The organism is Psychromonas marina (assembly GCF_030161115.1).
Classification (GTDB): domain Bacteria; phylum Pseudomonadota; class Gammaproteobacteria; order Enterobacterales; family Psychromonadaceae; genus Psychromonas; species Psychromonas marina.
Map to the genome: position 1 here is coordinate 12,404 of NZ_BSPQ01000018.1, position 25,888 is coordinate 38,291.

The 25,888-nt window shown below is 37.9% G+C and carries 22 protein-coding genes; 2 read left to right on the forward strand and 20 right to left on the reverse strand.

Annotated elements, in window-relative coordinates:
* The first annotated feature begins 59 nt into the window (after positions 1-59).
* Positions 60-569: an ankyrin repeat domain-containing protein gene (locus QQK09_RS15915; RefSeq protein WP_284205148.1), complete on the forward strand. Its 510-nt coding sequence runs from the start codon at positions 60-62 to the stop codon at positions 567-569.
* Positions 570-697: 128 nt separating this feature from the next.
* Here QQK09_RS15915 and QQK09_RS15920 read toward each other — a convergent pair whose 3' ends face one another.
* From QQK09_RS15920 to cynS, 15 genes are all read right to left on the reverse strand, one after another.
* Complete coding sequence (locus QQK09_RS15920; protein WP_284205149.1) at positions 698-1,774, reverse strand: acyltransferase family protein; 1,077 nt, start codon at positions 1,772-1,774, stop codon at positions 698-700.
* On the reverse strand, positions 1,764-3,170 hold the full coding sequence (locus tag QQK09_RS15925; protein ID WP_284205150.1) for an O-antigen ligase family protein: 1,407 nt from the start codon (positions 3,168-3,170) through the stop codon (positions 1,764-1,766). Before QQK09_RS15925 ends, QQK09_RS15920 begins: the two co-directional genes overlap by 11 nt.
* Before the next feature lie 203 nt (positions 3,171-3,373).
* Complete coding sequence (locus QQK09_RS15930; protein WP_284205151.1) at positions 3,374-3,913, reverse strand: hydrolase; 540 nt, start codon at positions 3,911-3,913, stop codon at positions 3,374-3,376.
* A 121-nt stretch (positions 3,914-4,034) separates the two neighbouring features.
* Positions 4,035-4,487: a GNAT family N-acetyltransferase gene (locus QQK09_RS15935; RefSeq protein WP_284205152.1), complete on the reverse strand. Its 453-nt coding sequence runs from the start codon at positions 4,485-4,487 to the stop codon at positions 4,035-4,037.
* Between the two features lie 60 nt (positions 4,488-4,547).
* Positions 4,548-5,012 (reverse strand): ASCH domain-containing protein, encoded by a 465-nt coding sequence (locus QQK09_RS15940; protein WP_284205153.1) that lies wholly within the window; start codon positions 5,010-5,012, stop codon positions 4,548-4,550.
* Positions 5,013-5,043: 31 nt separating this feature from the next.
* Positions 5,044-5,424, reverse strand: coding sequence for a GFA family protein (locus tag QQK09_RS15945; protein WP_284205154.1), 381 nt, complete (start codon positions 5,422-5,424; stop codon positions 5,044-5,046).
* Between the two features lie 64 nt (positions 5,425-5,488).
* Positions 5,489-5,977: a GNAT family N-acetyltransferase gene (locus QQK09_RS15950; protein WP_284205155.1), complete on the reverse strand. Its 489-nt coding sequence runs from the start codon at positions 5,975-5,977 to the stop codon at positions 5,489-5,491.
* Positions 5,978-6,225: 248 nt separating this feature from the next.
* Positions 6,226-6,573, reverse strand: coding sequence for a DOPA 4,5-dioxygenase family protein (locus QQK09_RS15955; RefSeq protein WP_284205156.1), 348 nt, complete (start codon positions 6,571-6,573; stop codon positions 6,226-6,228).
* A 155-nt stretch (positions 6,574-6,728) separates the two neighbouring features.
* Positions 6,729-7,223, reverse strand: a complete 495-nt coding sequence (locus tag QQK09_RS15960) for an HAD family hydrolase (protein ID WP_284205157.1) — start codon at positions 7,221-7,223, stop codon at positions 6,729-6,731.
* 33 nt (positions 7,224-7,256) lie between these two features.
* Positions 7,257-7,736 (reverse strand): GNAT family N-acetyltransferase, encoded by a 480-nt coding sequence (locus tag QQK09_RS15965; protein WP_284205158.1) that lies wholly within the window; start codon positions 7,734-7,736, stop codon positions 7,257-7,259.
* Positions 7,737-7,821: 85 nt separating this feature from the next.
* On the reverse strand, positions 7,822-8,460 hold the full coding sequence (locus QQK09_RS15970) for a LysE family translocator (RefSeq protein WP_284205159.1): 639 nt from the start codon (positions 8,458-8,460) through the stop codon (positions 7,822-7,824).
* A gap of 256 nt (positions 8,461-8,716) precedes the next feature.
* On the reverse strand, positions 8,717-10,954 hold the full coding sequence (locus QQK09_RS15975) for an Ig-like domain-containing protein (protein ID WP_284205160.1): 2,238 nt from the start codon (positions 10,952-10,954) through the stop codon (positions 8,717-8,719).
* A gap of 139 nt (positions 10,955-11,093) precedes the next feature.
* Positions 11,094-12,038 (reverse strand): polysaccharide lyase, encoded by a 945-nt coding sequence (locus tag QQK09_RS15980; RefSeq protein WP_284205161.1) that lies wholly within the window; start codon positions 12,036-12,038, stop codon positions 11,094-11,096.
* Between the two features lie 113 nt (positions 12,039-12,151).
* Positions 12,152-14,164 (reverse strand): right-handed parallel beta-helix repeat-containing protein, encoded by a 2,013-nt coding sequence (locus QQK09_RS15985; RefSeq protein WP_284205162.1) that lies wholly within the window; start codon positions 14,162-14,164, stop codon positions 12,152-12,154.
* A gap of 673 nt (positions 14,165-14,837) precedes the next feature.
* A complete protein-coding gene (gene cynS / locus QQK09_RS15990; protein ID WP_284205163.1) occupies positions 14,838-15,278 on the reverse strand; it encodes a cyanase in 441 nt (146 codons plus the stop codon).
* A 354-nt stretch (positions 15,279-15,632) separates the two neighbouring features.
* On the opposite strand from cynS, the gene QQK09_RS15995 reads away from it, so the two are divergent.
* Positions 15,633-16,334 carry a hypothetical protein gene (locus QQK09_RS15995; RefSeq protein WP_284205164.1) on the forward strand — a complete coding sequence of 234 codons (702 nt, stop codon included), beginning with the start codon at positions 15,633-15,635 and terminating at the stop codon, positions 16,332-16,334.
* A 78-nt stretch (positions 16,335-16,412) separates the two neighbouring features.
* Here QQK09_RS15995 and QQK09_RS16000 read toward each other — a convergent pair whose 3' ends face one another.
* From QQK09_RS16000 to QQK09_RS16020, 5 genes are all read right to left on the reverse strand, one after another.
* Positions 16,413-17,261 carry a family 16 glycosylhydrolase gene (locus tag QQK09_RS16000; protein WP_284205165.1) on the reverse strand — a complete coding sequence of 283 codons (849 nt, stop codon included), beginning with the start codon at positions 17,259-17,261 and terminating at the stop codon, positions 16,413-16,415.
* Positions 17,262-17,334: 73 nt separating this feature from the next.
* Positions 17,335-20,796, reverse strand: coding sequence for a hypothetical protein (locus QQK09_RS16005; RefSeq protein ID WP_284205166.1), 3,462 nt, complete (start codon positions 20,794-20,796; stop codon positions 17,335-17,337).
* A gap of 614 nt (positions 20,797-21,410) precedes the next feature.
* The gene (locus QQK09_RS16010; RefSeq protein ID WP_284205167.1) at positions 21,411-23,519 is read right to left on the reverse strand and encodes a sensor domain-containing diguanylate cyclase; all 2,109 of its coding nucleotides are present in this window, start codon (positions 23,517-23,519) and stop codon (positions 21,411-21,413) included.
* A 15-nt stretch (positions 23,520-23,534) separates the two neighbouring features.
* Positions 23,535-24,728 (reverse strand): sugar ABC transporter substrate-binding protein, encoded by a 1,194-nt coding sequence (locus QQK09_RS16015; RefSeq protein ID WP_284205168.1) that lies wholly within the window; start codon positions 24,726-24,728, stop codon positions 23,535-23,537.
* Positions 24,729-25,100: 372 nt separating this feature from the next.
* Positions 25,101-25,865 (reverse strand): sulfite exporter TauE/SafE family protein, encoded by a 765-nt coding sequence (locus QQK09_RS16020; RefSeq protein WP_284205169.1) that lies wholly within the window; start codon positions 25,863-25,865, stop codon positions 25,101-25,103.
* Positions 25,866-25,888: the final 23 nt, after the last annotated feature.

Consider the following 25,888-nt stretch of genomic DNA (forward strand, 5'->3'; position numbering starts at 1 on the left):
ATTGGGGGTTATTTGCTAATAACCCCTTTCTCTTTCCTGATAAGGTACTTAACAACACCATGAAAAGCTGGAAAAGCTATAAAAAAACCTTCCGCGATCAACCCGACATTTTTGATTATGCCCGACAAGGCGATCTTAGGGGGTTAGCAAACCTATTTACCGAGCAACCCAGTATTGATTTAAATGCCAAAAATCATCGAGGATATTCTGCGCTAATGCTCGCGGTGTATAATGGACAAGATGACTTTTGCGAAGCATTATTACGCTGTGGTGCAGATGTTAACTCAACGGATTCTGTTGGTAATACGCTATTAATGAGCGCGGCATTTAAAGGTAACTTAACGCTGTTGAAACTACTTTTACAATACGATGCCTCGGTGACACTGGAAAACAGAAGTAAAATGACGGTAAAGGATTGGGCGGTGATGTTCAAAAGAAGTGAGATTATTAGCTATCTTGATCAACATTATGGCAATCAAAACAGATCATCAAAATTTCACAGTATCATAAAATTTATCAGACTTGCTTTAATACTATGTAAAACCAAGCTTTCTCCGCAAGCTGCTTAACAAGGCGCTACGATAAAAAGTAGCCCCCCTTTTTATCTAAATACACACATATCTAAATACACACATATCTAAATACACGCATATCTAAATACACACATATCTAAATACTCACATATCTAATAAGAGAGTTAACTCGCTTTAATGACATGATTAATTGTGTTTTTATCCCTTTTGTTACGGTACTTGAAACGCATTAGCGGCTTTTCAACCATGTAGTAAGAAAAACAAGCGAACACAAAGGTGAGTAAAACATTTACAGGCCAACTTGCGTACCAATCTGTTACCCAAGAATTAAGGAAAGGTTCTTGCCAAAGATAAAGCGAATAGCTCATTCCACCAAGCCAGATTGCAGGTTTAGAATTGAGTATCTGAAATGAGACGCCCTCTTTAACCGACATATAACGCAGCACCATCATTGCAGCCATTACATTAATGTAGCTTTGCCCAAATGTATAAAACAAACCAGTATCAATTTTATAAAGAAGACTAGGTAAAACAATCATGGAAATAGGCACCAGTATGAATAACCAACTGTGACACCATTTAGGCAATGTAATGCCATCTCGATACAAATAAGCAAGTAGACATCCCGTTGCTAGCGCATCGGCAATCGCTTCAAAGTGTCTGGTCATTGCAGAGGGAGAAGCATCCAATCCGTACCACATAATAATACGTATTATTGGGATCAAAATAATCGCAGCAATCGCAATCTGCTTACCGCGAACGAGACCAAACAAACATAACAAGCCCGGCCATATCAGGTAGAACTGCTCTTCTACAGCCAGTGACCAAGTATGATTTAGCCACCAGCTACGTTCACTGTGGTAATTCATCGTATAGGTAGCGGCATGTAACAAATCACCGGGTAATAAATCGATCACAGCAAACTGCTCTGCCATCGCAATACACAGGATATAAAAATAAAATGCGGGAAATAAACGCAGTGTGCGACGCAGATAAAATTGCTTAAGGTTAATGCTACCATCACGCTGTTTTTCATTTAACAGTAACAAAGTGATCAGAAACCCTGAAATAACAAAGAAGACTTTCACTCCAAAATTGCCAATGTTATGTAGTACAGAAAGTGCTTCAGGAAAGTTAACCGTCCCCGCTAAGTGCCCGACACATACCAGCAAAATTGAAGCAGCTCGAAGTCCATCTAATGAAGCAATACGTGATGTGTTAACAGCGATTTTATTGTCCATATTCTCGTCCTTTATTTTCAACAAATTGAGCAACAGCCGCAGTTAAAGCAATCAAAATATAAAGCGGCCATGTAAACCCTTGGGTAAGAAAAGTACCCGAGACACAAAAAGCGGCGACTCCCGCCAAATTACCCTCACTGATTGCGCGTATAACCGGTGAAAACTGATAACCCGATTGATGGTTAACTGTCGTCACCTTATGTAATGTGTTGCGCGCTGTTTTAAAGGTGATGATCACCATGGTTAAAAAAGCGATTAATCCTACAAACCCCGTCTCTGCTAATACCCCAAACCATGTGCTGTGTACCGCATGGTTTAAACCATCCCAATACTTGCTATAAAAGTAATAATTAAAATAAAAGTTATTGATGCCAACACCAGTTATTGGGTTATCAACGGCCATGCCAAAGGCCGCTTCCCAAGCATGTAAGCGCCCCATCGCTGATTCATCTAATCCCTCTTCGGCAGCCCCACCTGATTTTCGACCACTGATTCCGGCCATGACAAACAGCAAAAGCGTTGCAATACCACCCGCAACAAAAAACAGTGTTTTAGACTTTACACGTCGAAAAGCAACAATCCCCACGACCGCTAAAATGCCTAATAAGCCACCACGACTTTGGGTTGCCATGATTGCGCTAAACAGCGTTGATGTAGCGATAAAACCTAACAAGCGAAATTTGAACGATAAGCCTTTGGTCATCAGTACGGATATTGCAAATGAGAAAGGAAATAACAAAACAAGTGCGAGATCATTTGGATCGCCCAACACAGACCCTAACTCTCTACCCACCGTGACACGTGTTTCCTCAACTAAACCGATGCCACTGAGTTTATTGAACATGGTTACAAAGCCGACAATCAATCCTCCGCAGGTCACCATGATAAGGGTTAATTTGAAGTGGCTGACTTCACACAATAACCAAGCTAATACCGGTGTCATAATGCCAATTTTAATAAAGGTAGATTTGAAATATGAGATCGCTTCAGGGCGATTACCAGCAAAGACAATGCCGATAAAAACCAGTATAAAAAACACTAAAAACGCAATCATTTCAGGTCGGTAATAGATACGGATTTTTTGGCTGATAAATAGGTGCCAACTCAGGGTAGATATCGTCGCTAACGACAGCATTAACGGGATACGTAACGTGTACAGCATGGGTAACGCTTCATGGATGCGAAAAAAAGAGAAAACGATGAACATTAAACCGATTGGTACAGGGAATCGTAGAGTAAATAGAATTGCGATGGGTAGTAAACCAAAAACAATCACAACCAGTGGGTGAGGTACAAAATACCAAACAGTACCAATCAATACGCATAATAAGACAACACCCCATGGAATAAGGGTTTTATCTTTCAAGCTAATTATTGGTTGTGTTGTTTGTCGCATAGCAATACCAAAAGTTTTATTGTCTAACTCAGGTATTGCAAAGCATGTGCCATTAAAATAAAACCACTAAAGCACTGATTTTTATAAAAGAAAATTTAAATGGTTTAACTGAAGTAGGATAACTCTCAGAATGAATTGCAGATTGCGAATGAACCACATCAACGCAACTAAGTTAACTGACTAATATTATGCCAATAACATGGCTATTTAATCAGTGCTAATAGTTGTTTAAATGCCTGTTCACGAGAATCTTTAATTAACTCAAACAGGCACATCTCTACATTAGTGACACCCAAACCACAGCGTTGTAGTTTTCCCAGCGCCAATTCGATATTTGTTTGCGAGCGTGATGAGATACAATCTTGCACCACTTCTACCTCATACTGCTCTGCTAACAATCCTCGGCAAGTTTGATAAACACAGATATGTGCTTCAATACCACAAACAAGCCATTGCTGTTTGCCAGTCGCTTTTATCGCCTCGATAACATCACGGTTATCACAGCCATTAAAGCTATGTTTTGTTATTGGTTGCTGCGTTGTTAATAACTCACTTAATTCAATTACGGTAGGCCCTAAGCCTTGCGGATTTTGCTCTAACCAAATGATAGGTAAATTTAAAAGCTGACAGCCTTTAATCAGCACCTCAATATGTCTCAATAATGAATCGCTTTCATGCATAGCAGAAACAAGTTTACCCTGCACATCAATGATAATAAGACCTGTGTTGTGTGGATTTAGCAAGATATAAACTCCTTATATAATGAACGTAGGTATAAACTAATGAACAAATTATTTTATAACCAACAGCATAATAGCAATTACATGACAATGACGAGCAGGCTATAAAAATATGAACAACACTCTATAGCGCAATACTCATTACTTGATGACCTGGCTCACTGTCGATATCTACAACAAACCAACCTAGTGAGGTATACAGTGCAGGTATGTTGGTATAGGCATACAAACGATGTTGAACATTATTGGATAGCTGCTGAACAGCCCGTTCAAGTAACTGGCTAGCAATACCTTGCCCTCGCCATTGCTGAACAACAAAAACGCTATTAACCCAAATTACTTCACTGCTTTTATGGGGCTCAAGGTAAAGTGAGTATGATAACCCACCAATAACTTCCCCCTTGTTTAAAGCAATCAGTACAGGAGGCAGAGAACTCTGTTTTGCGTAACCATCTTTTAGATAATTATCACTCAATTTGAAATCTGCCCATTCACTTTGAAATAAACGCTCAATATCGCGCCAATAAGGAGAATTTTCTGGGCAACTTTTCAGTTCAATCTCAGATATTTCTGACATATTTCCCCTTAGTAGATGCTGTTACTCAAACACAATAGGTGCTAATTACACAGCGCATACTTATTGATATACAACATGAAAGCGCTCTAAAACAAGCATCATATTTTCATTTTCTTTAATGCCTAATTGTTCACATTCTTTAGCAAAAAAATCCCAATGTGTTTTGCGCCACCATGACAATGATCGGTCCCCTTCACCCTCGGCATACGCAAATTCAGCGTTCACTTCATTATATCGGCACTTACTAACACTATCTATTTCGATAATACAAACAGGCTTTTTGTGCCAATCAACAACAACCATCAAATGCCCTATAGTGGGCAATACTTCTTCACCAGATTCATACCAATGACTCAGGCTACAGGTCGCCGTTTTTTGGCCTATTCGAATTAATTCAGCACATAAATTTGCATTGAACTCGTCTGCACAAAAATAGTCAGCACTGAATGAATGGTACTTTTGACGTTCAGCTTCATCTAAGCTGTTTAAAAAATTTTGCAGATACTGTTGAGATTGATCTTCCATGATTTCTACTTACTCATCTAATTATAAACTGCTAGTCTTTGCTTTTATGGCTCAATTTATGCGCATGTTGTTCCCAATTTTGACCATCAAAGTCAGTTACATTGAGCTGTTTTATGGGCGTATCTAAACAATTCACATTAACATCGACCCCATCAGGGTTAGAGCGCGGAATATAAAAGGGTTTGATGCCACAATTGGCACAGAAATAATGCTTTGCGATCTTAGAATTGAATCTATATTCGCTTAATTTATCTTGCCCAGACAGCATTTGAAAGCGCGACTTCGGTACGATCAGATGCAAGTAACCTGATTTTTTACATACTGAACAATTACATAAATCAGCTTCCATAACCTCTGGCGCCTCAACACTAAACTGAACATTTCCACAGTGACAACTACCTAAATATTTCATATTAATACCTTAAACTAGCCCTGTAACAGCGCCATTATTAACTTAATCTTTTATTGCTGGTCTTTTATGGCTGACCGAGCAGCTGTTTTTGCATACGAACTAAATTCCAGCTTTTTTCTTTATAGACGCGAGTGCCAATTTCAGTGTCAACAACATCAAAACCTAGTGCAAGATAACAATTTTTAGCCACAATATTGTGCTCAAAAACGGCTAAACTAAGCAACTTACAGTTAAACTTCACTTGTGCTTTTACAATGATATTTGCCATCATCTGTTTCGATAAACCATGACCACGATACTCATTGGCAATAAAAACACGACAAATTCGATAATGATCATCAGCAACACGATAAAGCTCAATAAAACCGGCATTTCGCCCTGATACCTGAAATAGGAAAGGAAATACTTCAGGTTGGTCACAATGTGTTGTAATTTGCTGAACTGTTAACGGGTATGAATAGGTCGGTCCTGCCCAGAGATAATTCAGTTCATCACAACTAATCCAGTCGATGAGTTGCTTAAAATCTTTATCCGTAAAAGTGACCAAAGCCATTTTCTGATGCCTTTTAATCGTCATAATTTAAATAACCTCAATTCTGGATAAGCAAACCGATACAGCACCGTTATTTTCGTGTATTTCGGTGTTAAATCATCTTCCAATAACCAGTTATTGCTTCGATAATTTGCCTTGAACTACACAAAACTAACAGTACTGTATGAGATAAACTTTTAAACTATTGATATATGATACTTATACGATTCCATTATCCAGAACTGAGGTTAAATACAATCCCGTAACGTTTAAAATCTTGAAGTATCTATAGCAACACTATCACCCAACCAGCAAGCATGTTCGGTATGGTCTAATAGATCATCACCCGTCTGCGCATGTACCAGCACGCTAAGATCGCCTCTGTTTAACGCTAACCATGCTATAAATTCATCAAATGCTAGATGATCAAATAACACTTGAAAGCTCCACTTTGTATGTGGACCGACTAATTTTTGATGAATACGCCCCACTATTAAGGGAAATTGTTGCGCTATTTTTTCACTGAGATTAATAGCAAACAACAATGTCTGCTCTTCGAAATAGATATGAGCATGATAGTGTGCATGGGTATTTTTCGGTCTTTTGGGGTTATTCATAGATACCATCCTTAGTATTATAGAAAATCGGGCTGTGTTGATTAAATCGCATTACAATAATTGATATTTACTTTGCATTCAAATAGTTAATGCTATTTTTGTTCACCTATTACATATGTCATAAATGCTGATAATGACCAGAGAGAAAAAGTTGTTTATCTAGATTGATTGAGCACTTCATAAAGTGAGCAGAGCTCATTTAAACAACTGATCTCATTAACGTTATGTAAATTTTTTTGATGTTTACTATTCAACCAAATAGCAGACATACCGACAGCGATAGCCGGTAAAATATCACGTTCTAAGTTATCACCAACCATGATGATATCTTCAACACGGCAATCTATATTATGGGCAATGGTTTTATAAAATTGTGCCGATGGTTTCTCATAACCCACGTTATTAGGGCAATAATAACCAGATATAAAAGGACTAAGTGAGGTTCGCTGAAAAGCTAAACGCATTAATTCAGAAGTGGTACCGATAGCCCCCGTGGCAACAAATAAACTCGATATTGAAGATAGCCTTTTCAGCGCTTGTTCCGCGCCATTGACCGCTTGCACATTTGCCCAATCTTTCATGTGACCAGGTTGATCGGTGAAATCAACCATTAACGTATCCCCCCAGTCAAACAACACAATTTTATTCATGACGATCCTTGTTCACTTACCAATAACAAATAATTAGCTGCTAATCACTTTCTGCATATTATGACTTACCACTTGATAACCAATGCTTTTATACAGTGCCATCGCGGCATCATTGTAGTTAAAAACATGCAGGCCTAAACTCGTTGCACCGAGCTCCGCAGCAACTATTTCAATACCAGCAAGTGCCGATTTGGCATAACCTTTACGACGATAACTTTCATCGATCTCAATATCGTAAATAAATGCGGATTTACTGCGCATATTCTCTTCAAGCTTTAACCAAATGTGACCTACTTTACGAGACCTATCCTGTTCAATAATATTAAATAGAAAATGATTATCAGTCGCCACACCTTGCGGTAAAAGCCGATCTAAATCTTGTTTAGATCGCGCTAATGCATCGGATTCATCCCAACGACCAGATTCAACATTATCCTTGGCATAAGCTGGAATCGCCTGTTTTCGATAAGCAGTGAATGCAGTTTTATCCATCGCCTTTAAAGATATTTCCATGGTTCTAGATCCTTAGATTTAGGGGCTTTAAAGTTAAACAAATGATAAAGTAACATTAAATCAGTACAATACGAACTATAGCTTATCAAAATGTACTAAAAGCCACCTTTAATCCAAAACCGATTAATACCACGCCGATGACTCTTTCAATGGTCACTTTATAGCGATTGAAAAGTGTTAAAGATAATGGATGAGTGACACAGATAGCCACTAAACTAAACCACAATAGATGCGCGATAGAGATAATGGCGCCATAAAGAAGCTGTATCAAGATTGGCGTATCCGGAGTAATCACTTGGGTAAAAATACTCAAGAAAAAGATCGTTGTTTTTGGGTTTAGTGCGTTAGTGATAACCCCCGTTTTAAAGGCTGAAAAGTTAGAAAGTGTTGGTTTATCATCCCCCTGCTCAATACGAATGTCACTTCCTGATTGGAAGGTTTTCCACCCCATATAGACTAAATAGGCACCGCCCAGATACTTTATTAGAGAAAATAATAGTGGTGAATTGGCAATAACAATCGCCAACCCTGCAATCGAATAGGTAACATGCATCCAAATCGCTAAGCTAATACCCAATGCAGAATAAAGCCCCGCTTTACGATCATGAAAAAGACTGTTTTTAGTCACCATCACAAAATCAGCACCTGGACTGATCGACATAAATATTGCGATAACGGTAACAGAAATTATTTCAGGCAAGTAAGTGATAACGTCGAAGGGCATATTTTTTCTCAGCATTGAAAGTATTACTGATTATGACACAACGACATAAGCAATATCTCTCTAAACACCTTCATGATGCTAGTGATTAACTCTATTGCCCCTACTGGAATATGCTAAAGAGTACTTAAAGTAAGTTAATATATAAGCGACACGCTTGCTCGCTATAATTAACCTCGATTAACAAGGAGGATGAGTTACCAACAAATTTGTAAGCACTCACCCTATTATAACAATGCTTTTTTAAACAATTATTCGCTTAATCGATGCTTAAAAAATGCCAAACTTGATTGCCGTCGGCCGCTGTTTGAGTTGTCCAGAGTTTCACATTTTGACCATTTACTCCTCCCGTACCGCCATCAACAGCAAAGCCAGATGCATTACGTTTAACTAACTGAAACTTGGTACCACCTAGGCTTAATTTTTTAAAATGTTGATTTTGGTTTTGGTGATCACAACTCATTATCACTAAGTTTTGATTTTTAGCGCCACCATTGCCAGCATCTAAACAGAAAAGTGTCCCACGTTTTTTATAGGAGTAATAATCAGCCCCACGTGAGATTTCTTCCCATTGTTGATTAATGCGTGCGGTACCAGACGTCCATAACTTCACATTTTGATTATTGGCACCGCCATCGCCTCCATCAAGCGCAAAACCATTACTATTAGCTTTACTTATGTGGACATATGATTTTGACGCATTCACTTTGATAGTTTTAATAGCTGATGTTTTACGCATCGTATTATTTTTAACTGCAATCGCATCAAAGGTATAACTACCGACTTTGCTAGGTGTCCACTCAACAATATAGGGCGCATTATTAACTTGCTTATAAAAAGCCCCATTGACACGAAAGTTAACTTGTTTGATATCATTCTCACTGTCGTTTACTTGGGCTTGCAAGGTAACAACTTGGTTAATATCAAATACACTATTATTGACCGGTTTCGTCAATGCAACGCTAAACGTATTAGTCGCAATATCTGCATCTTCTAAATAAATATGGCTGACAGAAAACTTAGGTAATGTAATTGTGCCTGTACCTTGCTTGACCATCTCTAGTGGATTACTGTCGATGGGCAGTATCTTCTCAGCTCCCATCCAAGAGAAAGACATCGCTTGATGATTAAAACTGCCGTTGTAATCTGTATTATTCAATTTAACGTTAAATGGCACAGATTTGTTAGTAAGGTTTAATACCATTAATATCGTTTTTCCATTTTTAACGACAGCACGAGCGCTGATAGCATCAACCCCAGTCATTAAATCATGGCTCTGCATTTCACTTTCCAACAATGTACTATCTTCAAGTACATTACGAATAATTTCATACATCGCGCCAACAGCAGTCTTCTGCAAAGGGTATTTGATGCGAGGGCGTTCTACACCACTTGGTGATATATACGTTTCCCAAACTAAAAAGGAGTTGAGCTTACCATTAACACTGAACCAATTTGCACGTTCATATCGGTCTTGGTTTTCGCTCATGAAAATATAAGCATCAGCCATACCTAATACTGAAACCGCATTCGGCCCTCCCGATTTAACACCCCATTCTGATAACCAAACGGGTTTATTAGGCGCGACTTTACCCGCATAATCATCGATAGATTTAGCTAAATGGTGACGAGCGGTTAATGCGGTTGCATAGGCGCCTTCTGCACTGGCAGGATCATCAGGATCAGAGCCGACATAGGTATGAATGGTCACTGCATCAAAATAACTTTTATCCGCGCTTAAATCTTCATTCCAATTTGGATTAGCACTGCTCTCTCTTCTTAAAAGAGGAATAGAAACTTTAATCGTTGGTTCAATGTTTTTAAGAGCAGTCGACATCGATTTTGCTCTTTTTATATACTCTTTAGCATTAGGAATGATTGAACTTCGTTGACCGGGATAGAAATTTTCATTGCCAAGTTCAATATCTTTTACTTCAAAACCACGAGACACTAAATCATTGTAACGCGCAACAGTAACGGGACTGCCGTTGTTAAAATTACTGCCGTCTGCACTCATGTTAAATGTCCACAGCATGTCATAACCTTTACCTTGGCCATTCACTTTATCTGAATTTAAAACCGTTAACCCATCAATACCTATTTTGGTTTGACTATCATCCTTGAGTTTAATTTGCGCTAAATGATCGAGTGTTTTTGTTTTTGTTTTTCCATCTGCAGCAATCCATTGAAATGAATCAGTACCAAAAACACGAGTTCCATCCGTTTCCCAATCATACCAATTTGCCCACAAACCATGAGGAAACCTTATTGTTATTGGTTGATAGCGATTAATTAATGCTTGCTCTGTATTATTACTAAAGCCAAAGATATTGGTGCCTAATAATTTATTATTATATCGCTCCTGCTCTGCCGTGATGACGTTGATTGTTGCATTCATTTTATCCGGTAAGGTAAATGGATAGCCTTCAGCAAATGTTTGCAAGCTGGGTAACAACGTTAAACCAACCATGATCATTTTCAAATTTAATGTATTCATATATGTACTCCTTGTCTTAAATACAGCTAGAGAATTAGTTCTGCCAATTTCCTAGCTGTAACAAAACGTCCTTTTTTGTATAGGGGTTCTATTCACTTAAATAAACTACGTTAATCTTGCCATAATCGGCATAGAGCACTTACCATTGACCATTGCTATATCGGTGATATTCGTTAACACGTGTTGTAGAAACTTTAAACTCATCAACCCATATATAGGTATCTTCTGCCATTTTATATTGGTCACTGGAGCCACCTAAGAATGTTGAAAGTAAAATAGAATTAATGGTTAATTTATCTTGTTCCCCCCCCTCTGGACGGTAATTACCAAATACATCTGCATTCACTAATTTATAACCTTTGTTACCATCGACCCAGCCTTCAAATAAACCATCGGACTGACCCAATGAATTTAATTTGTAATGCAACTCGATATTATGCCATCCAGAGGTCGCTAAATATGGGCTGAATCGATTGTCACAGATGGCCCCACCATCGACCTCTTTTTCTCCCCAAAAGCGATCAAAGTCAGAATCAATCTTGTCTAAATCATGCGGCAATTCCATATAAAATTGAATGCTACCACCCGGGCGCCACATAATACGTCCCTTCCACTGATTTTCTCTAGAGGCATAATCTGCTCCGCCTAAACTTGGTAACTTTCCACCACACTGTGAAAATTCAAAATTATCACTAAATTTAATCCAATAGGAGAGGTATAACTCATCTGCAGCATAGGTGTTTTTACTCGCAGTGCCTGATAAAGGTATCCGTGTATCAACACCAGAGTCTGCTGTTTTAAGTTTTCCAGCAGGGAACGTAATGCGCAATGATTGACCATTACCCGTTACACTTTCACTACTATCAATCATCGCGCGGTCAGAACGAGGATCACTACCATCGTAAAAACCTTTGCCATAATTAGCATTAGTATCATCTTTTACATTTTGCTTGCTGTAACTGCCTGCATCAAATTGATCAAAATTTAAGTGGTAGACCTCTCCTGCTAAAGCATTTGATGAACCGATCAGTAAACCGCAGCTTACATAACTAAGTTGTTTCATTGTAAATCCGTATTTTTTCATTACCTTCCCCTTAAATTAAACAGCATTAATAAATGCTTTTTAAGTTAAAAAAAACCACTCAATCTAGGAGAGTGGTTTTATTTGATTAGTGAGTGAAAATCGTCATTTGTTTATTAATAAGCACGTAGTTTAATAAATGCACAACTGTTGGTTGCGGCAATTTTTAACACCTTGCCTGTAAAGCTTTTTGCTGATTCATAATTCCCATCCATCGTGTATGAACCACTACCATCGACTGAGGTGATAGTTCCGCGGAAATCACAGCTACTATTTGCATCACTGTCCCACATACTTACCGTTTCACCATCGAGTGACTGAGGAAATTCAACACAGGTAGAGCCTATTAATGTGACTTCTGTTTTAGTATTCCACGGGATGTTAACAGTAGAACTACAACCTTCAACTGGGGGCTCTACTGGCGGTTCAACAGGAGGCTCCACCACAGGAGGTTGCTCAGTAATACCATCGGGTAATACACCAGAATCTGGCATTTGTGCATAAACAGCTTCTGCAATTTCTTGCGTCCATGTTGCCACTGGCTGACCATCAATATTTAAATGTTTAAAGTTTCCAGCTGCATCTACTGCAAAACTAAAAGGAACATCGGGAGTATCAAACAATCCCCAACGAGAAATAGTCGCCCCTGCTGTTTTGGCTTTTTTTAAGGTATTGTTAATGAAAATATTATTGGGACCTGTCGGGCCTGACCATTTTGTTGCATGGTCACCAGATGCATACCAAATCGGTTGCCAAGTGCCTTCGCTTGGCTCGCCATTAGACCAGCTTCGATGCTCAAATGGGATGGCGATGGTGTTGTTACGAATAATGTTATTACGCTCCCATCCTCCGTGTAAATTCATATCAACATTAAGCGTATTGTTCTCAACAATATTACCGGTTGCAGACCATTGCAGGGTAAGGTGACGTACATTTTCTATGGTATTGCCTTGAATAAGGCTGTCATACAACTTAGAGCCTCGGAAGTATCCGTTACCGCCAGCCCCTTTGTTCCATGAACCATTAATATGGTTGTTTACAAATGTCATATTCTTCGCGAACTCTGTGACAATCGGATGTGAACCTAACATCTCAAGCGATACATCATCTACAAATCCGTTATATGCATTTTTGAAAATAAGTCCATGTATCGCATCAGCAGCACATATATTTTCGTAGCGATGCCCAACCCCCATCGAATTACTCTCACTCAAATTAGATGGGTTATAAGATTCACAATCTGTTCCCGTTTTATCCATGGTCAGATAGAATTTACGAAAACCAACATTTTCAACGGCTGTAACAGGCATAACACGACTGTTGTAACCGTTGCTATTTTGTAATTCGACATTGTATTCTAACGGACGATCAATACTGACTTGATTACTGCTTGTGTTGACGGCTGTAACTGTAAAGATTTGTGTACGCATGTGTCCTGTTTTTATATGACTTTTACTACGCATATCAGCGGGAATATCACCTTCATCTAAAAAGGCATCATCATTAGCCGCCCCAACATAAATAAGATCCCCAACAACAAACTTAGCCGCCCCACCACTTTCTAGTGTCAATGTGCTATCACCTAATTTTGCAGGTGATCCAAACTCAATCGCATGTTTCCAATGAAAGTTAATACTGCCTTCGTAGTTCAACTCTTTAGGGTGCATGATGCGTGTTTCTGCACGAAATGCACCAAAGCCAGGCCAGTATTTTTTGTCAAACTCAGGTGCACCGTCTGAAGCAACGGTGTAAGGCTGCCAAGAATTTACAGTGATTTTGGTGCCTGTGACAGGGTCAGAACCGCGCCCTTCAATGACAATACCTGAGCGGTCAACATGCACTTCTTGGCCAATATTAATTTCACCAGCAGGTAGTAATATTCGGATTAAATTATTGGGATCATTATTTATATCTATGGAGTCAATAATTGCTTGTATTTGTGATGAGTCATCGACACCATCATCGGCAATAACACCGCGATTATGTGCCCATATAGTTTGTGAGTACGAAGTAGGGAGCGAAGCCCCTTCTTTATATCCGGGGGCGGCATTGACAATCATTGCTGAAGTTAAACCAATTATTGCAGTTCCGACAGCTAAACTAAGAGGTTTAAATTTAAATATATCCATATTTTTTATCACCTTATCTATTATCTAATTGCTGTAAATTTTCATTTCCTATTTGGAATAATCACCCACCTTTATAATATTAGGTATTACACCGACGTCAGAAACTACTATTTTAAAATAATGAGTCAACTTAAATAAACCGACGTTTCACGAAAGCAAAGACAAAAAGGTATGACGCATCTTATTGGCAACAAGGTAAAAATATAAACTTATAAAACAACATGTTAAGACAATATAAATAATTTAATTTTTAAATTTACTCCTCAATTTATTTTTCCAGCGAAATAGTCTTTATTTTAATAATCACAATTTCTTAAGATATTAAAATAACAAGATAAAATCTTAATAAAGGGACTTAAATAACCAATAAAAAATTTGATATTTAGACTGTTAAAAATAATTGTTCAAAAATCGAACTAGGATCACCTTGTTAGTTTTAATCGCTCAATTACACAGGGATAAATTTATATCACCTATTGGATAAAATTTAGGAAGGAGTATTTAAAAGGAGGGGCTACTTCTTGGGGAAATAATAGATCACAATACATCTATTCAAACCAAAAGTTTGCTTCATTGGAAATTTGTTGTCAGAGTGAAGGGGTCAATTGTATCTGTAAATAACACTCTTAACTGTGGCTAAATAAGCCACAGTTATTTTCGAGATCGATGCAAATTACCACGCTTTATAGGGTAAAAATTTACCATTCATCGTGATCACAACACGATCTCCCGCTGGGTTTTCCTCTTTATCGATCTCCATCGAGAAATCAATTGCACTCATTATGCCGTCACCAAATTTTTCACCAACTAACTCCTTAATAGTTTCGCCATATACGCCAACCACTTCATATAAGCGGTAAACAACGGGGTCTTGAGGAACAGTGAAATCCCACGTTTTATTAGGGAACGCTTGTAAAGCAGTGGATACGATAGATGGTAAATTTAATACGGCGCATAATTTATCAGCCACCTCCTCTTTTAAACTATTCATGCCAAAGCAAGCAGAGGTTAAAAATACCGGCGAGATGCCCACTAAACTCGCGATCTCTTCCCAGCTTAAAGCCAACTCTTTTTTAGCTAATATAATCTCTTCACTCATCTCAATTTTATTCATGACTTATTCCTTTTATAGTCGTTTTATAAACTTCCTTCCTATTTGAATAAGCGATAATCATGCCAACCATTAACAACACATTATTAAAGCGTTCAGCGATAGTTTCAAACATTCAATTGAATAAATAGTGTCATCGTGGTGCAACAACAGCACCACTGGAGTGCTTGAAAATAGTGCAATCTCAATGCAATCATTGTAGTAAACCGGAATTACCAAATACATAAAACCAGTTACCACTCACCAATCACAAAACTAGCACCTTACTAAGGTTAACGTTCTTTATCTGAAGGGAGGCAGAAGTGAATAACGTATAATTATGCAGGATTAAAACAACTCTGATCAAGGTATAAAACAATGCAAAAAACAGCAACACTAAGGAAAAATATCACATTAGCATTACAACAAAACCTGCTTCCTGGACTCGTTTTGCAAGTATTCGCAGTACTCACCGCATTAAGCTATTTCTATTATGAGCCAGCAACTATTTTATTTAGCTATTTGGGGGATTTGAAAAGCCAATATGGGTGGAAATACGCGATGATTTCAACCGCTATTTTTGGTGGATTGATTCCCTTTGTTTATCTTGCTTTAACAAAACAAGTTACCGATAAATTAGCTAAAACTGGACTGTTCTATGTTTTATTCTGGGCCTATAAAGGCGTCGAAGTTGATCTATTATACCAGCTTCAAGAACAGTGGTTTGGCAACGCCAACGATGTTAATACCTTAGTCAAAAAGACCGTTGTAGATCAATTTATATACGGTACGTTATGGGCAGCACCAAGCATGGCTATTGCTTATTTATGGAAAGATAAACTGCTCAACTTTAGTAAGACATTTGCTAGTTTGGATAGGCAGTTTTTTTGCCTGCAAATACCAACGGTACTGATAACAAACTGGATAATCTGGATCCCTTCGGTGCTAATTATTTATTCAATGCCATCGGATTTACAGATACCACTGTTTAATTTTGTTTTATGTTTTTTTGTATTGTTACTCTCTACGTTGAGCAAAAAACAGATAAATAAAACAACACAATTAACCAGCGAAGATTAAAGCAACATTGAGTAAGCTTAGCCAAAATGAGGATCAACAGTAAACCTGATATTGTACTTATCAGGTTTACGTCATTACCTATCTAGCGCTGTTATAGTGATTAATATCAATACCCGCTTTTCCATAAGTTAAACCAAGCACCAACTTACCATCAACAATTTTAATGTTATCGGGTGCAAAGGTAACAATGTTGGATTCGAAACCCCAATCTCCTTTACCCCAACGCTTATTATCAAATTGATTGAAGTCATCTCGCCATTTCAGTGCAAAGGTCTTGTCTTCGTTGTATTGATGATACTCAATCCAATCGATCACTTGATATTTAGGCAACTGCTTCTCATCAAACTCGCCTACCCAATCAATCACTTCAGAGATCCAAATGTTTGAGCGGTAAGTTTGTGGCGTGTCCGCCATATCACGTGTTTGTTGTGAGGTTTTTGCCAAATCAGTACGCACTGTTTTGCCATTAACTTTCCAGGTAATGGCCTCTGGTGTCCACTCTAAGGTGTAGGTATGAAAAGCCTCAATATCTTCAACCACTGCATTTTGTTCGGAGTGCGTTCGTTTGGCGGCAGTGCCAGTAATAAGATTGGTTTGTAAACGATTTGGGTGGCTACCAATAGTTTCAAAATCTATTTCACGCCATGGACGCCCCTCTCCCTGCCAAGATTCATTGTCGTAAGTAAAAAATGAGGACACCACTCCTGGTTCAGAAACCATTTTCATACGCAAAACAAATTTACCAAAATGAATTCGGTCTAAACTGTACAACTCAGCACCATATAAAGGCGCGCTAGCACTATTTTTACCACTCACTTTAGCCCGAGTATCTTGATTGAGTTCGCCGCTATTATCTTTTGCCATTGCTACAATAGGTAAAGTTAAAGATAAAACAGCAACAGCTAGTGTATTGACTCTAGATTTCATGAATATTCCTTTTTGAAACTCAGTTATTGTGCAGAGTAATGACAGTCACATCCATGACTGTCATTTGATATTTTTAGTTACCTACACGAAGCATTGACTTAGGAATAGTCACCACAATTTTATTGACCTTACCTGAGCGGCTAAAGAGCATCTCGCTTAATGAAGAAGAGATATGCAATGTGTTAATTGTTTGTTGTAAGCCATCATTAAAATGAAGCACAATATTTTGCGTCCCTTGCTCACAGATTTTGTAAACAAATGGAACCTGGCAATAGGTGAACACAAGCTGATTCTGTAGAACATGAATACGTTGTTTTCCGCCCAATAGGTCAAGATAAGTAAAAGTAGCCGCTTCCTTCAAAAACTCACTTGGTTTAAGCAGAGATGGATTAATCGAAATTTGGCCATCATTGATTTGAATACCTAATTCACCGAAGCGGGTGATCACCTCCTCTTTAACCTGCCCTGTCATCCCAGGCTGTTGTGCACCTGAATGTTTAGGGGTATGTGAATAGGGATCTGTTGGAAATGCACCATAATTTTGTGGTGTTTTGTTAAAACCGATACCCGCACGTACACGATAATAATAATCGCCAAGTTTCAGCGTTTCTTTGCTTGTTGCATCAAGGTTGCGTGATGCATGATAATTTTCCTGTACAGCTAACAATAGTTTCGACACCATATGCCAATAAATAGAGCCTAAGCCTTCATAACCAAACATGGTGCCAGAGCGTCCAGTAAAGGCTTTATGATTAAAGACTTGTTCATAAAGCTTTTCAACATCAAGCACTTGATCGTGACTAATAGCGGGATAATCGATCATCACCTTATCTAACGTCGTACGTAAATAACCACTATTTTCAAAGTCTGCATTAAAGTGATAATTGCCATCACTATCTTGCATCACAATGCGTTTATCATCCGCTTCCATCATCAACGTTAGTAAACTATTTTGTTGCACTTGCTTTGCGGTTAATCGATTCTTATTCATAAACGTGGTTAGCTCTCGATCCGGATACAGCATAAAGCTCGCTTGATCCTCTCGATACATCTCACTCGCAAACAGCTTATCTAATAAGCTCACTGCTTGTTTTGGTGATAATATGCCAGCACTCAATACTGCGACTTGTCCTTCCAACATTGGATAAAGCGCTTCTACCGTCAGAGACTTATCTGAATAACTTAATATGTTGTATGCGTTATATAAACCATCTTCACGTAAATTATTAGCAATAGTCGCATCAAGTAGGCTTAAACTGACCGATAACAGCGTCGTTATCTCACTGCTTTGCACCTTCGTTTTTCCAGAAAAACCATGATTGGTGTACACTTTTTCACGGTAACTAGCTGCACAGTTGGCTAAATCTGTTAGCACCTGATGTGAATGTTCAGCGCTGATATTTTTTTGTTTAACCACTTGTACTGCATCATTAAGTACAACAGTGATCGCAACCATCCAATCAACCACTTCTTTAGAGATAGCAAAACTATTTGCTGCCTTTATTAATATTTTTTGCATGAAAGCAACATAACGACGCATGTAATACAGTGTCACCATCGACAACCCATTGCCAACAATCGCATTATTCGCATCATTCCATTCAGGGCGCTGAGTGTTTAACCAAATACCGCCATCGAGTACTAAATTACTCAATTTTGCTAACAGTGGCACCAATATTTTTTCTGTTAAATTAACCATGTAGACATTATTGTCAGCGTCTAAGACTAGCCGACCATCACTGCCTAATAGGTCAACACGCTGCTCTGTTAACTGTTGCGTTTTATGATTAAAGTCGACCGTATCTTTAGGGTTCTCAAACAATTTATCAACGCCACATAATTGGTAAGGCACGTTGGCGTAACTGAAAATATCACTATCTAACAAAGTGATAAGATCTTGTTGTGAAAACTTATCTGCTAATTCTAAAAATTTAAGTAGATAGATAATTTGGTGATCGCCCCAATAACCAATATTACTCCAGGGATCATTCTCTTCCAGCTTTTCCCAATCAACGCCCTCTTTAGTAATTCGATAGGGGTTGTAACCATCAACGGTGGATGCGTTAACAAACTTTGCAATAAATGAAGTAATAAAACCAGGATAACTCAGTGCTGATGCTTCCCAGTTCTGGAATATATCGCGCCAATTTCCTTGATATGAAAGTAAGCGATCACCATTTTCATCTTTTAATTTGATCTCATAGTGATTCCATGGACGACTTGGATCGCCATGGCGACGACCAAATGTGAGTGGTAAATATTCATAGCTCAAGCGCACTAATTGTTGATCATCCGTTGCTTTTGCGTGCTGAATTAACTGGGTATGAGATAGATTGTCTTCAAGCGCGTCAATAAATTCAGCGTGCTCGCGCATCACAAGTTTGTTGGCGTTAAACAAGCTTTTCACGACATCACTTTTTTCAAGCAGATAACCATTTGCAAAAACACCACCACGCATGTTATTAAAAAGAACATTGGCATAATGATGAACACTGGTATTTTCTTCTGCTGTCAATTGCCACGCATCTGCACCGGACATCAACTTAATCAGTTCCTGCTGGTTATGCGCCACACTTTTAGTAACTAATTTTGCTAGTTTTATTGGTGTTAATAATAAATGTTGTAAGTCACAAATATCAGCATGATTTTTGTCTATATCGGCAACAATTGCCCAGCCCCTTGTTTGATCAGCCTTCAACGTTATTGTCTTATGCAACAAATAACTACCACGAACACCTTTAGTTAGGCCTTCATGATGAATATCTCCACCATTACGAAAACGACTAAGCTGTTGACTGCTTAATAAAATTTTATCATCTGAATGAGGTTCACTGTCTAAACTGAATACCGTTGTTGCAAGTAGTGATTCAGAAGGCTCTGCTCTATCACTTAACTTCGCATACATACTGAACAGTGCAAGAGAACTACCTGCTAATTGCTCGTTCCATTTATAGGCATCAACGAGTGCGCTAGCCGTTTGTAATACACCTAAGGGAGCACCCGATGGCAATACATTTTGCAATCCATCGATTAGTTCAATATTACGTTCAGTACCAGAAAAATCGGATAATTCGACATTGCGTACAAAACCAAATTGTTCGCAGGTATGCCAACTGTATTGATAATTAAGCTTTAAGCTGTGATTGATCTCTTCAAATACAATCTTGTCACCAATCGCATTTTTATACAGGTGACGTTCAATATCATAAAGGTTATTTTGGTGCGTGTTGAACGGTTCCCAAAGTAATAACGAGTCATTTTCTGTGATACGGAAAATAGATTTAGATCCTGTGTTTTCAGAATTTTCATGGATATGATCGACTGATTTATAAGGAAAAAGTGCATTTTCTGGACGAATACGCCCTGCGGAAAGACTGCCCGTTGAAGAGATAAATAACCAGTGATCACTTGCAGATACAACACTAATAAAGAAGGGAGACATTTGATCGACGTGAGATATTTTGTAGTAGCGCTCCCCCTTGAGATCCACAAACGCGCCTTCAACTTCAGATTGTATATTAAATATTTTTTTCATTTTATGTTCCATTGAATATATGTAAGCGGTTACTTTTCTAGTTAAATAGGTACTTAAAAAATTAAACAAATCCTTCATTTAATGCTGAATGATTGTTTACAGAATTTGAATCACAAAAAACCAACGCAAGTAAATTTATATACATTGGCATTTTGCTACCAGTCGAAAAACATCACTGCTTGCTATAATCATCATGCACAAAAATCAGCCTATACCCTTCATTTAACATTACTGTAATTGTCTGTATAAGAAGTACTTAGAGGGTTATTGCGACTGATTTATCTGCGTAAACCTGTGTAATAACAACATCTGATAGATTATAAATTATCTTCATCATAGAGGAATAGAAAGCACAGAAGATGTGGATATCATCAAGATAAATTAGTCAAACTGTGATGCTTTTAATCAAATTTAAGGGTGCCATGAAACTGTTTCATGGAAAATCAATGTAATAAGTGGAGAGTAAAAAGAAAGCCCTTTCAAGAAATGCAAAGAAGAGTAATTGGCAGCTTAATGGTTGTGTTACTAACGTTTAAAAAGAATTTATGAAGTCCAAGGTCGGTAGGAAATAAAAGCCGTTAGCGGGACAGTATAATCTGACCCACTATTTCTTACTATGAGATACGATCCCCTTTTCTTCTTCCATAAAAAACAGCTTTATCTTTGTACATATTGCTGTCAGCCGTTTTATAGAGCACATCAAAACGACAATTATCAGTACACTCATAGCCAAAGGAAAAGCTCACAACAGAACTATCACAACGAGCAAAAAGTTGCTGTTGCATTAAGTTAGCCATTAATGTATCGACTTGATTTAATTCAATACCATTGAGTAGGATGGCAAACTCATCACCCCCTATTCGATACACATTTTCAGTAATATTTTTAGCGCAGCGGGTCAGTGTGTTTGCTGCATTGATTATCAACAAATCTCCCTGATCATGTCCTTGGTTATCATTGATTAGTTTCAAGCCATTGACATCAATTACAAACAAACCCGCTCTAGGGTGGCGACTCGTTTGTAACTCAGCATAATAAAGATCAAATGCCTTTCGATTTTTAACTCCAGTTAATGAGTCGGTGCTAGCCGCCCTATCTAAACTTTCATTGAGCGATCTCATCATCAAATAACTATTAATTTCTGCAATAAAAAGCGTAATCAAGCTCTGAGTTTCTGGGCTGTTGACTTTATCTTTAATAACAAGCCAGCCGGTTTGTTCACTACTGACATTAAAGTTACTTAAGTAAAGCTCTTCTTCTTTAACTACTATTTTTTTACCCGTGATATCAATATTGACATCATCTAAGTATTTTTCATTGATTAGAAACGGGTCTAAAAATTCCATATTTACATGTTGGAAAACACTGCGATGTTTCTCTTGTTTAGGTAGGAATAATGCGATAGAAATATCAGGAATACAGATTTTTAGGCTACTCAGCATGGTTGCTGCGATAGTAATGTTACTATTACAAGACTCTAAATCACGTCGAAATTTAATTAACTGTTGAAATACAAAATGACTATGTTCCACTTTTCCGAGCGTAATAGCCAACTCTTCGGTTCTTAATTCAACTTGTTGTTCCAGGCCTGAATTTAACGATTGAACTTCAAGCAGATAATGTTCTCTTAACTTATCAACTTTAGCGAGTTCATTATTCTTATCAGACAAAATTTGAACATGTTGGTTAATGGTTCTGTGTAATACCTGTAATAACTTATTGAGATCTCGAAATTCTAAAATAAAAAAAGGTTTAAAATTGATATCGCCACCTAATTTGAAACTTTCAATAAGATGATTTAATTGATTAAATGCACGCGAGAAAAAGTGCGCAACAGTAATGGCAATTAACAACAGAACGACCAATATGAAAGCACCTGTGGTTAATACGGGCGTGAGCTCTTTATGAATATCATTGATTATCTCTTTGCTTGACTGTGCAACATTAAGATCGATAAGGACAGTATTTTTAAAACCTTGACCAGTGACAGCAATACGTCTTGATTTTATGACATTATCATCGTCCAACAGTATTTTTTCACCATCAATAAATTTTCCCTGTACAGAAATATTAACCAACTCTTGATGGTTTTTAACCGATTCAGCCATTGCGATAAGATTAGAAATTGGAATGGTCGCAATTAAATAACCATAAATATCGATAACATCCATCTTTTCAGATGAATAAATGGGGATAATAAGCGCAATTCCGCCATTCTCATTCTCTTTTGCAAGCAACTCAGAGTCATCAAAATAGACCACCCATGGGCTTGCGGCAAACTGCGCTGCAGCCATTTTATCTGAATACATCATTGAACTATTATGCTGGTCAAACTTAACCAAGTCTGAATCTTCCAATGCGAGTATATCCCCGGCATAAGACTCAACTACCGCACCATCTTCTGATACAAGATAAAGGGATTCTATTAATGGATTATTTTTACCAAAATCATTGATTTCGATATACAGACGTCTAGAAAACAGAAGATTATCCATGCCTAAACGCATCAGCTTCGTTTTAGAGAGAAGATCAAGACCGGTTGCTAACAGTTCAAATTGATGGATAACATCAACGTTAACCTGCTTAGCAACACGATCTAATTTTTCCTCGACAGCATTTTCGGTCAGATTATATACTTTCTGATAAATCACTACCGAAAGAACAATACATGGTACCAAGGCGACCAAGGTCAATAATATAAAACTCAGAGTTCGTAAGCGCAAAGTTATTTCTTCCCTTTAATTGTATTCGATTGCACTTCGACGCTTAACTTCTCTATCAGCAAACCTCTGCATCAAGATAACGGTTTTTTCAGCAGGATAATTATGATCCATAAAGCGTGTAAAGCCTTTACCCATTGCAGACCAAGCAACCGCCATTTTATCCGTCGTAGGCATGGTTCGAGTTGCACGCATCTGCTTAATCACCATCAATTGATTTTCTGTTTGCTCCCCCGTCTGCTCTCTTAATACTTTATTATTAACAGGCATTAACCCAGCCTCTTTCAATATGATTTGCTGTCCCTGGTTATCTTGAGCAAATAAACTGAAGCGTTTCAATAAGGCTAACTTTTTAATATCTTGCGTCAATGAGGGATAAGCTAAGACATAACTACTAAACATAGGTGTCATCGCTTTACCCTTTATTTCGGGTAACATCGCAATGCCCAAATCATCACCCAAGGTCTTTTCTAAATCACGAATAACCCAATCACCATTGATCATGTACGCCGACTGTCCTGCTTTAAAACGTGTCACACTACAGTCATGATCACAATCAGGATCTACTAATCCATCATCAGTTAACTGCTTATAAAAATTAAGCGCATCGACCATTTCAGGGGTATTGAGGGTAATTTTTTCTCCATCAATAGGCCAAGCATTAAAGCCAGACATAAATGGAATCAACCAATACATCTCGCGATAATTCCACGTGATTGGAAATGTTACCTGCTTGGAAAAGGTAGCGACTTGTTCTGGTAATTGATCCCAATCCAATATCGGCTGTTTAACTAGAGAGCGATTATAAAAAAGCATGAGGTGATTACCTTGAAAAAGAGGAATACCATAATTTGTGCCCTTTACTTTTCCAGAGTCTTTTACACGCACATCTATCTCAGACGAAACCCACTCATCTGGAACCGGCGATAATTTTATATCTTTGTATAAACCAACAAAATCCCCAGGAATATATAACATATCGGGTAATTCTTCGGTATTAGCTTGGTTTACAATCACATCTCGCAGTTGAGGTGATAAGAATTGATGTAGCTCTACTTCAATGCCAGTTTTCTTTTCGAATGCCTCAACCAGATGATTCATATATTCAGTATGTTGATGACCGTTCCAAAAAATTATTTTTTCAGCAGCGAACAACGGATTGAATACAAGTGAATTCAGGTACAGCAAACTGAATAAAATTAGCGATTTCATCTGAGTATTTCCATAAAAATTGATACGTGATAAACAAAAAATCAAATAACGAGTTAAGTGGCTATTTTATAAGGCATTTACAACATTAAAAAGTGAAAATATGCCTGTTTTCAAATAATTGCAATAATCATACAAAGCTACATCACACAGTCTAAATAAGACCCAATATTATACTCATTTTTACGCGTTTATTCACACCAACTTTTCATCCATCACACTAACTTAATCAATAAAAAACAACAAGATACAATAAAAATAAATTTAAAGCTTAAACGTTATAGGCATAACCGATACCTAGCATCAATAAAAACTATGACGGTATTAAATATAGACCCGAGAAATAAACATCAAAAATTAATCCAGGTTAATTTATTAAGTGATATAGAAAAAATAAAGGGTAATGATGATACTCATAATAATGACCAATCGTCGTGTATACTGCTGAGAGACCCTCATCGATATGTGAGCTGAAAAGTATCCACCAAGTAAGGTGCCAACGAGCACAAAAGTGCCCTCTACCCAAGCGATAGAATCACTCAGCACAAATAGAAATATCGCGATCAAGGAGACGGTAGAAGAGACGACTAATTTAATGGCGTTCATTACATTCATGTCTGAATGCCCACACAGGGTTAAATAACTCAACACGATAATACCCAATCCCGCATTAAAGAAACCACCATAAATACAGATAGCTAAAAGGGTAATAGATAAAAACAACAACCTAAAGCGAGTAGCATAACGGTTTTTTTCGGCGTAGGACTTTAACAACGCATTCGCCTGTGCACCAAATATAAACAATAAAGTGGCAAACAGTAATAACCAGGGGACAGCTTGCTGAAAGACACTTTCAGATGTATTTAATAATAAATAGGCACCGCCCCCTCCTCCCACTAAGCTGCAGATGATAATCAAAAATAGCTCTTGGGGGCGATTCTTTAATTTATCTTTAAAGGCATAAACGCCACTTAGATAACCTCCGCAGGAAGCAAAGGTATTAGTAGCATTGGCAATAAGCGGTGGAACACCTACAAAAACCAGTGCCGGAAAAGTCACAAAACTCCCGCCACCCGCAATCGAGTTTAAAATTCCACCTATTATGCCGGCGACAAAAAGTAAAACAAAATCTAGTATCAAGCGATATCTTCCTTTAGATTTAA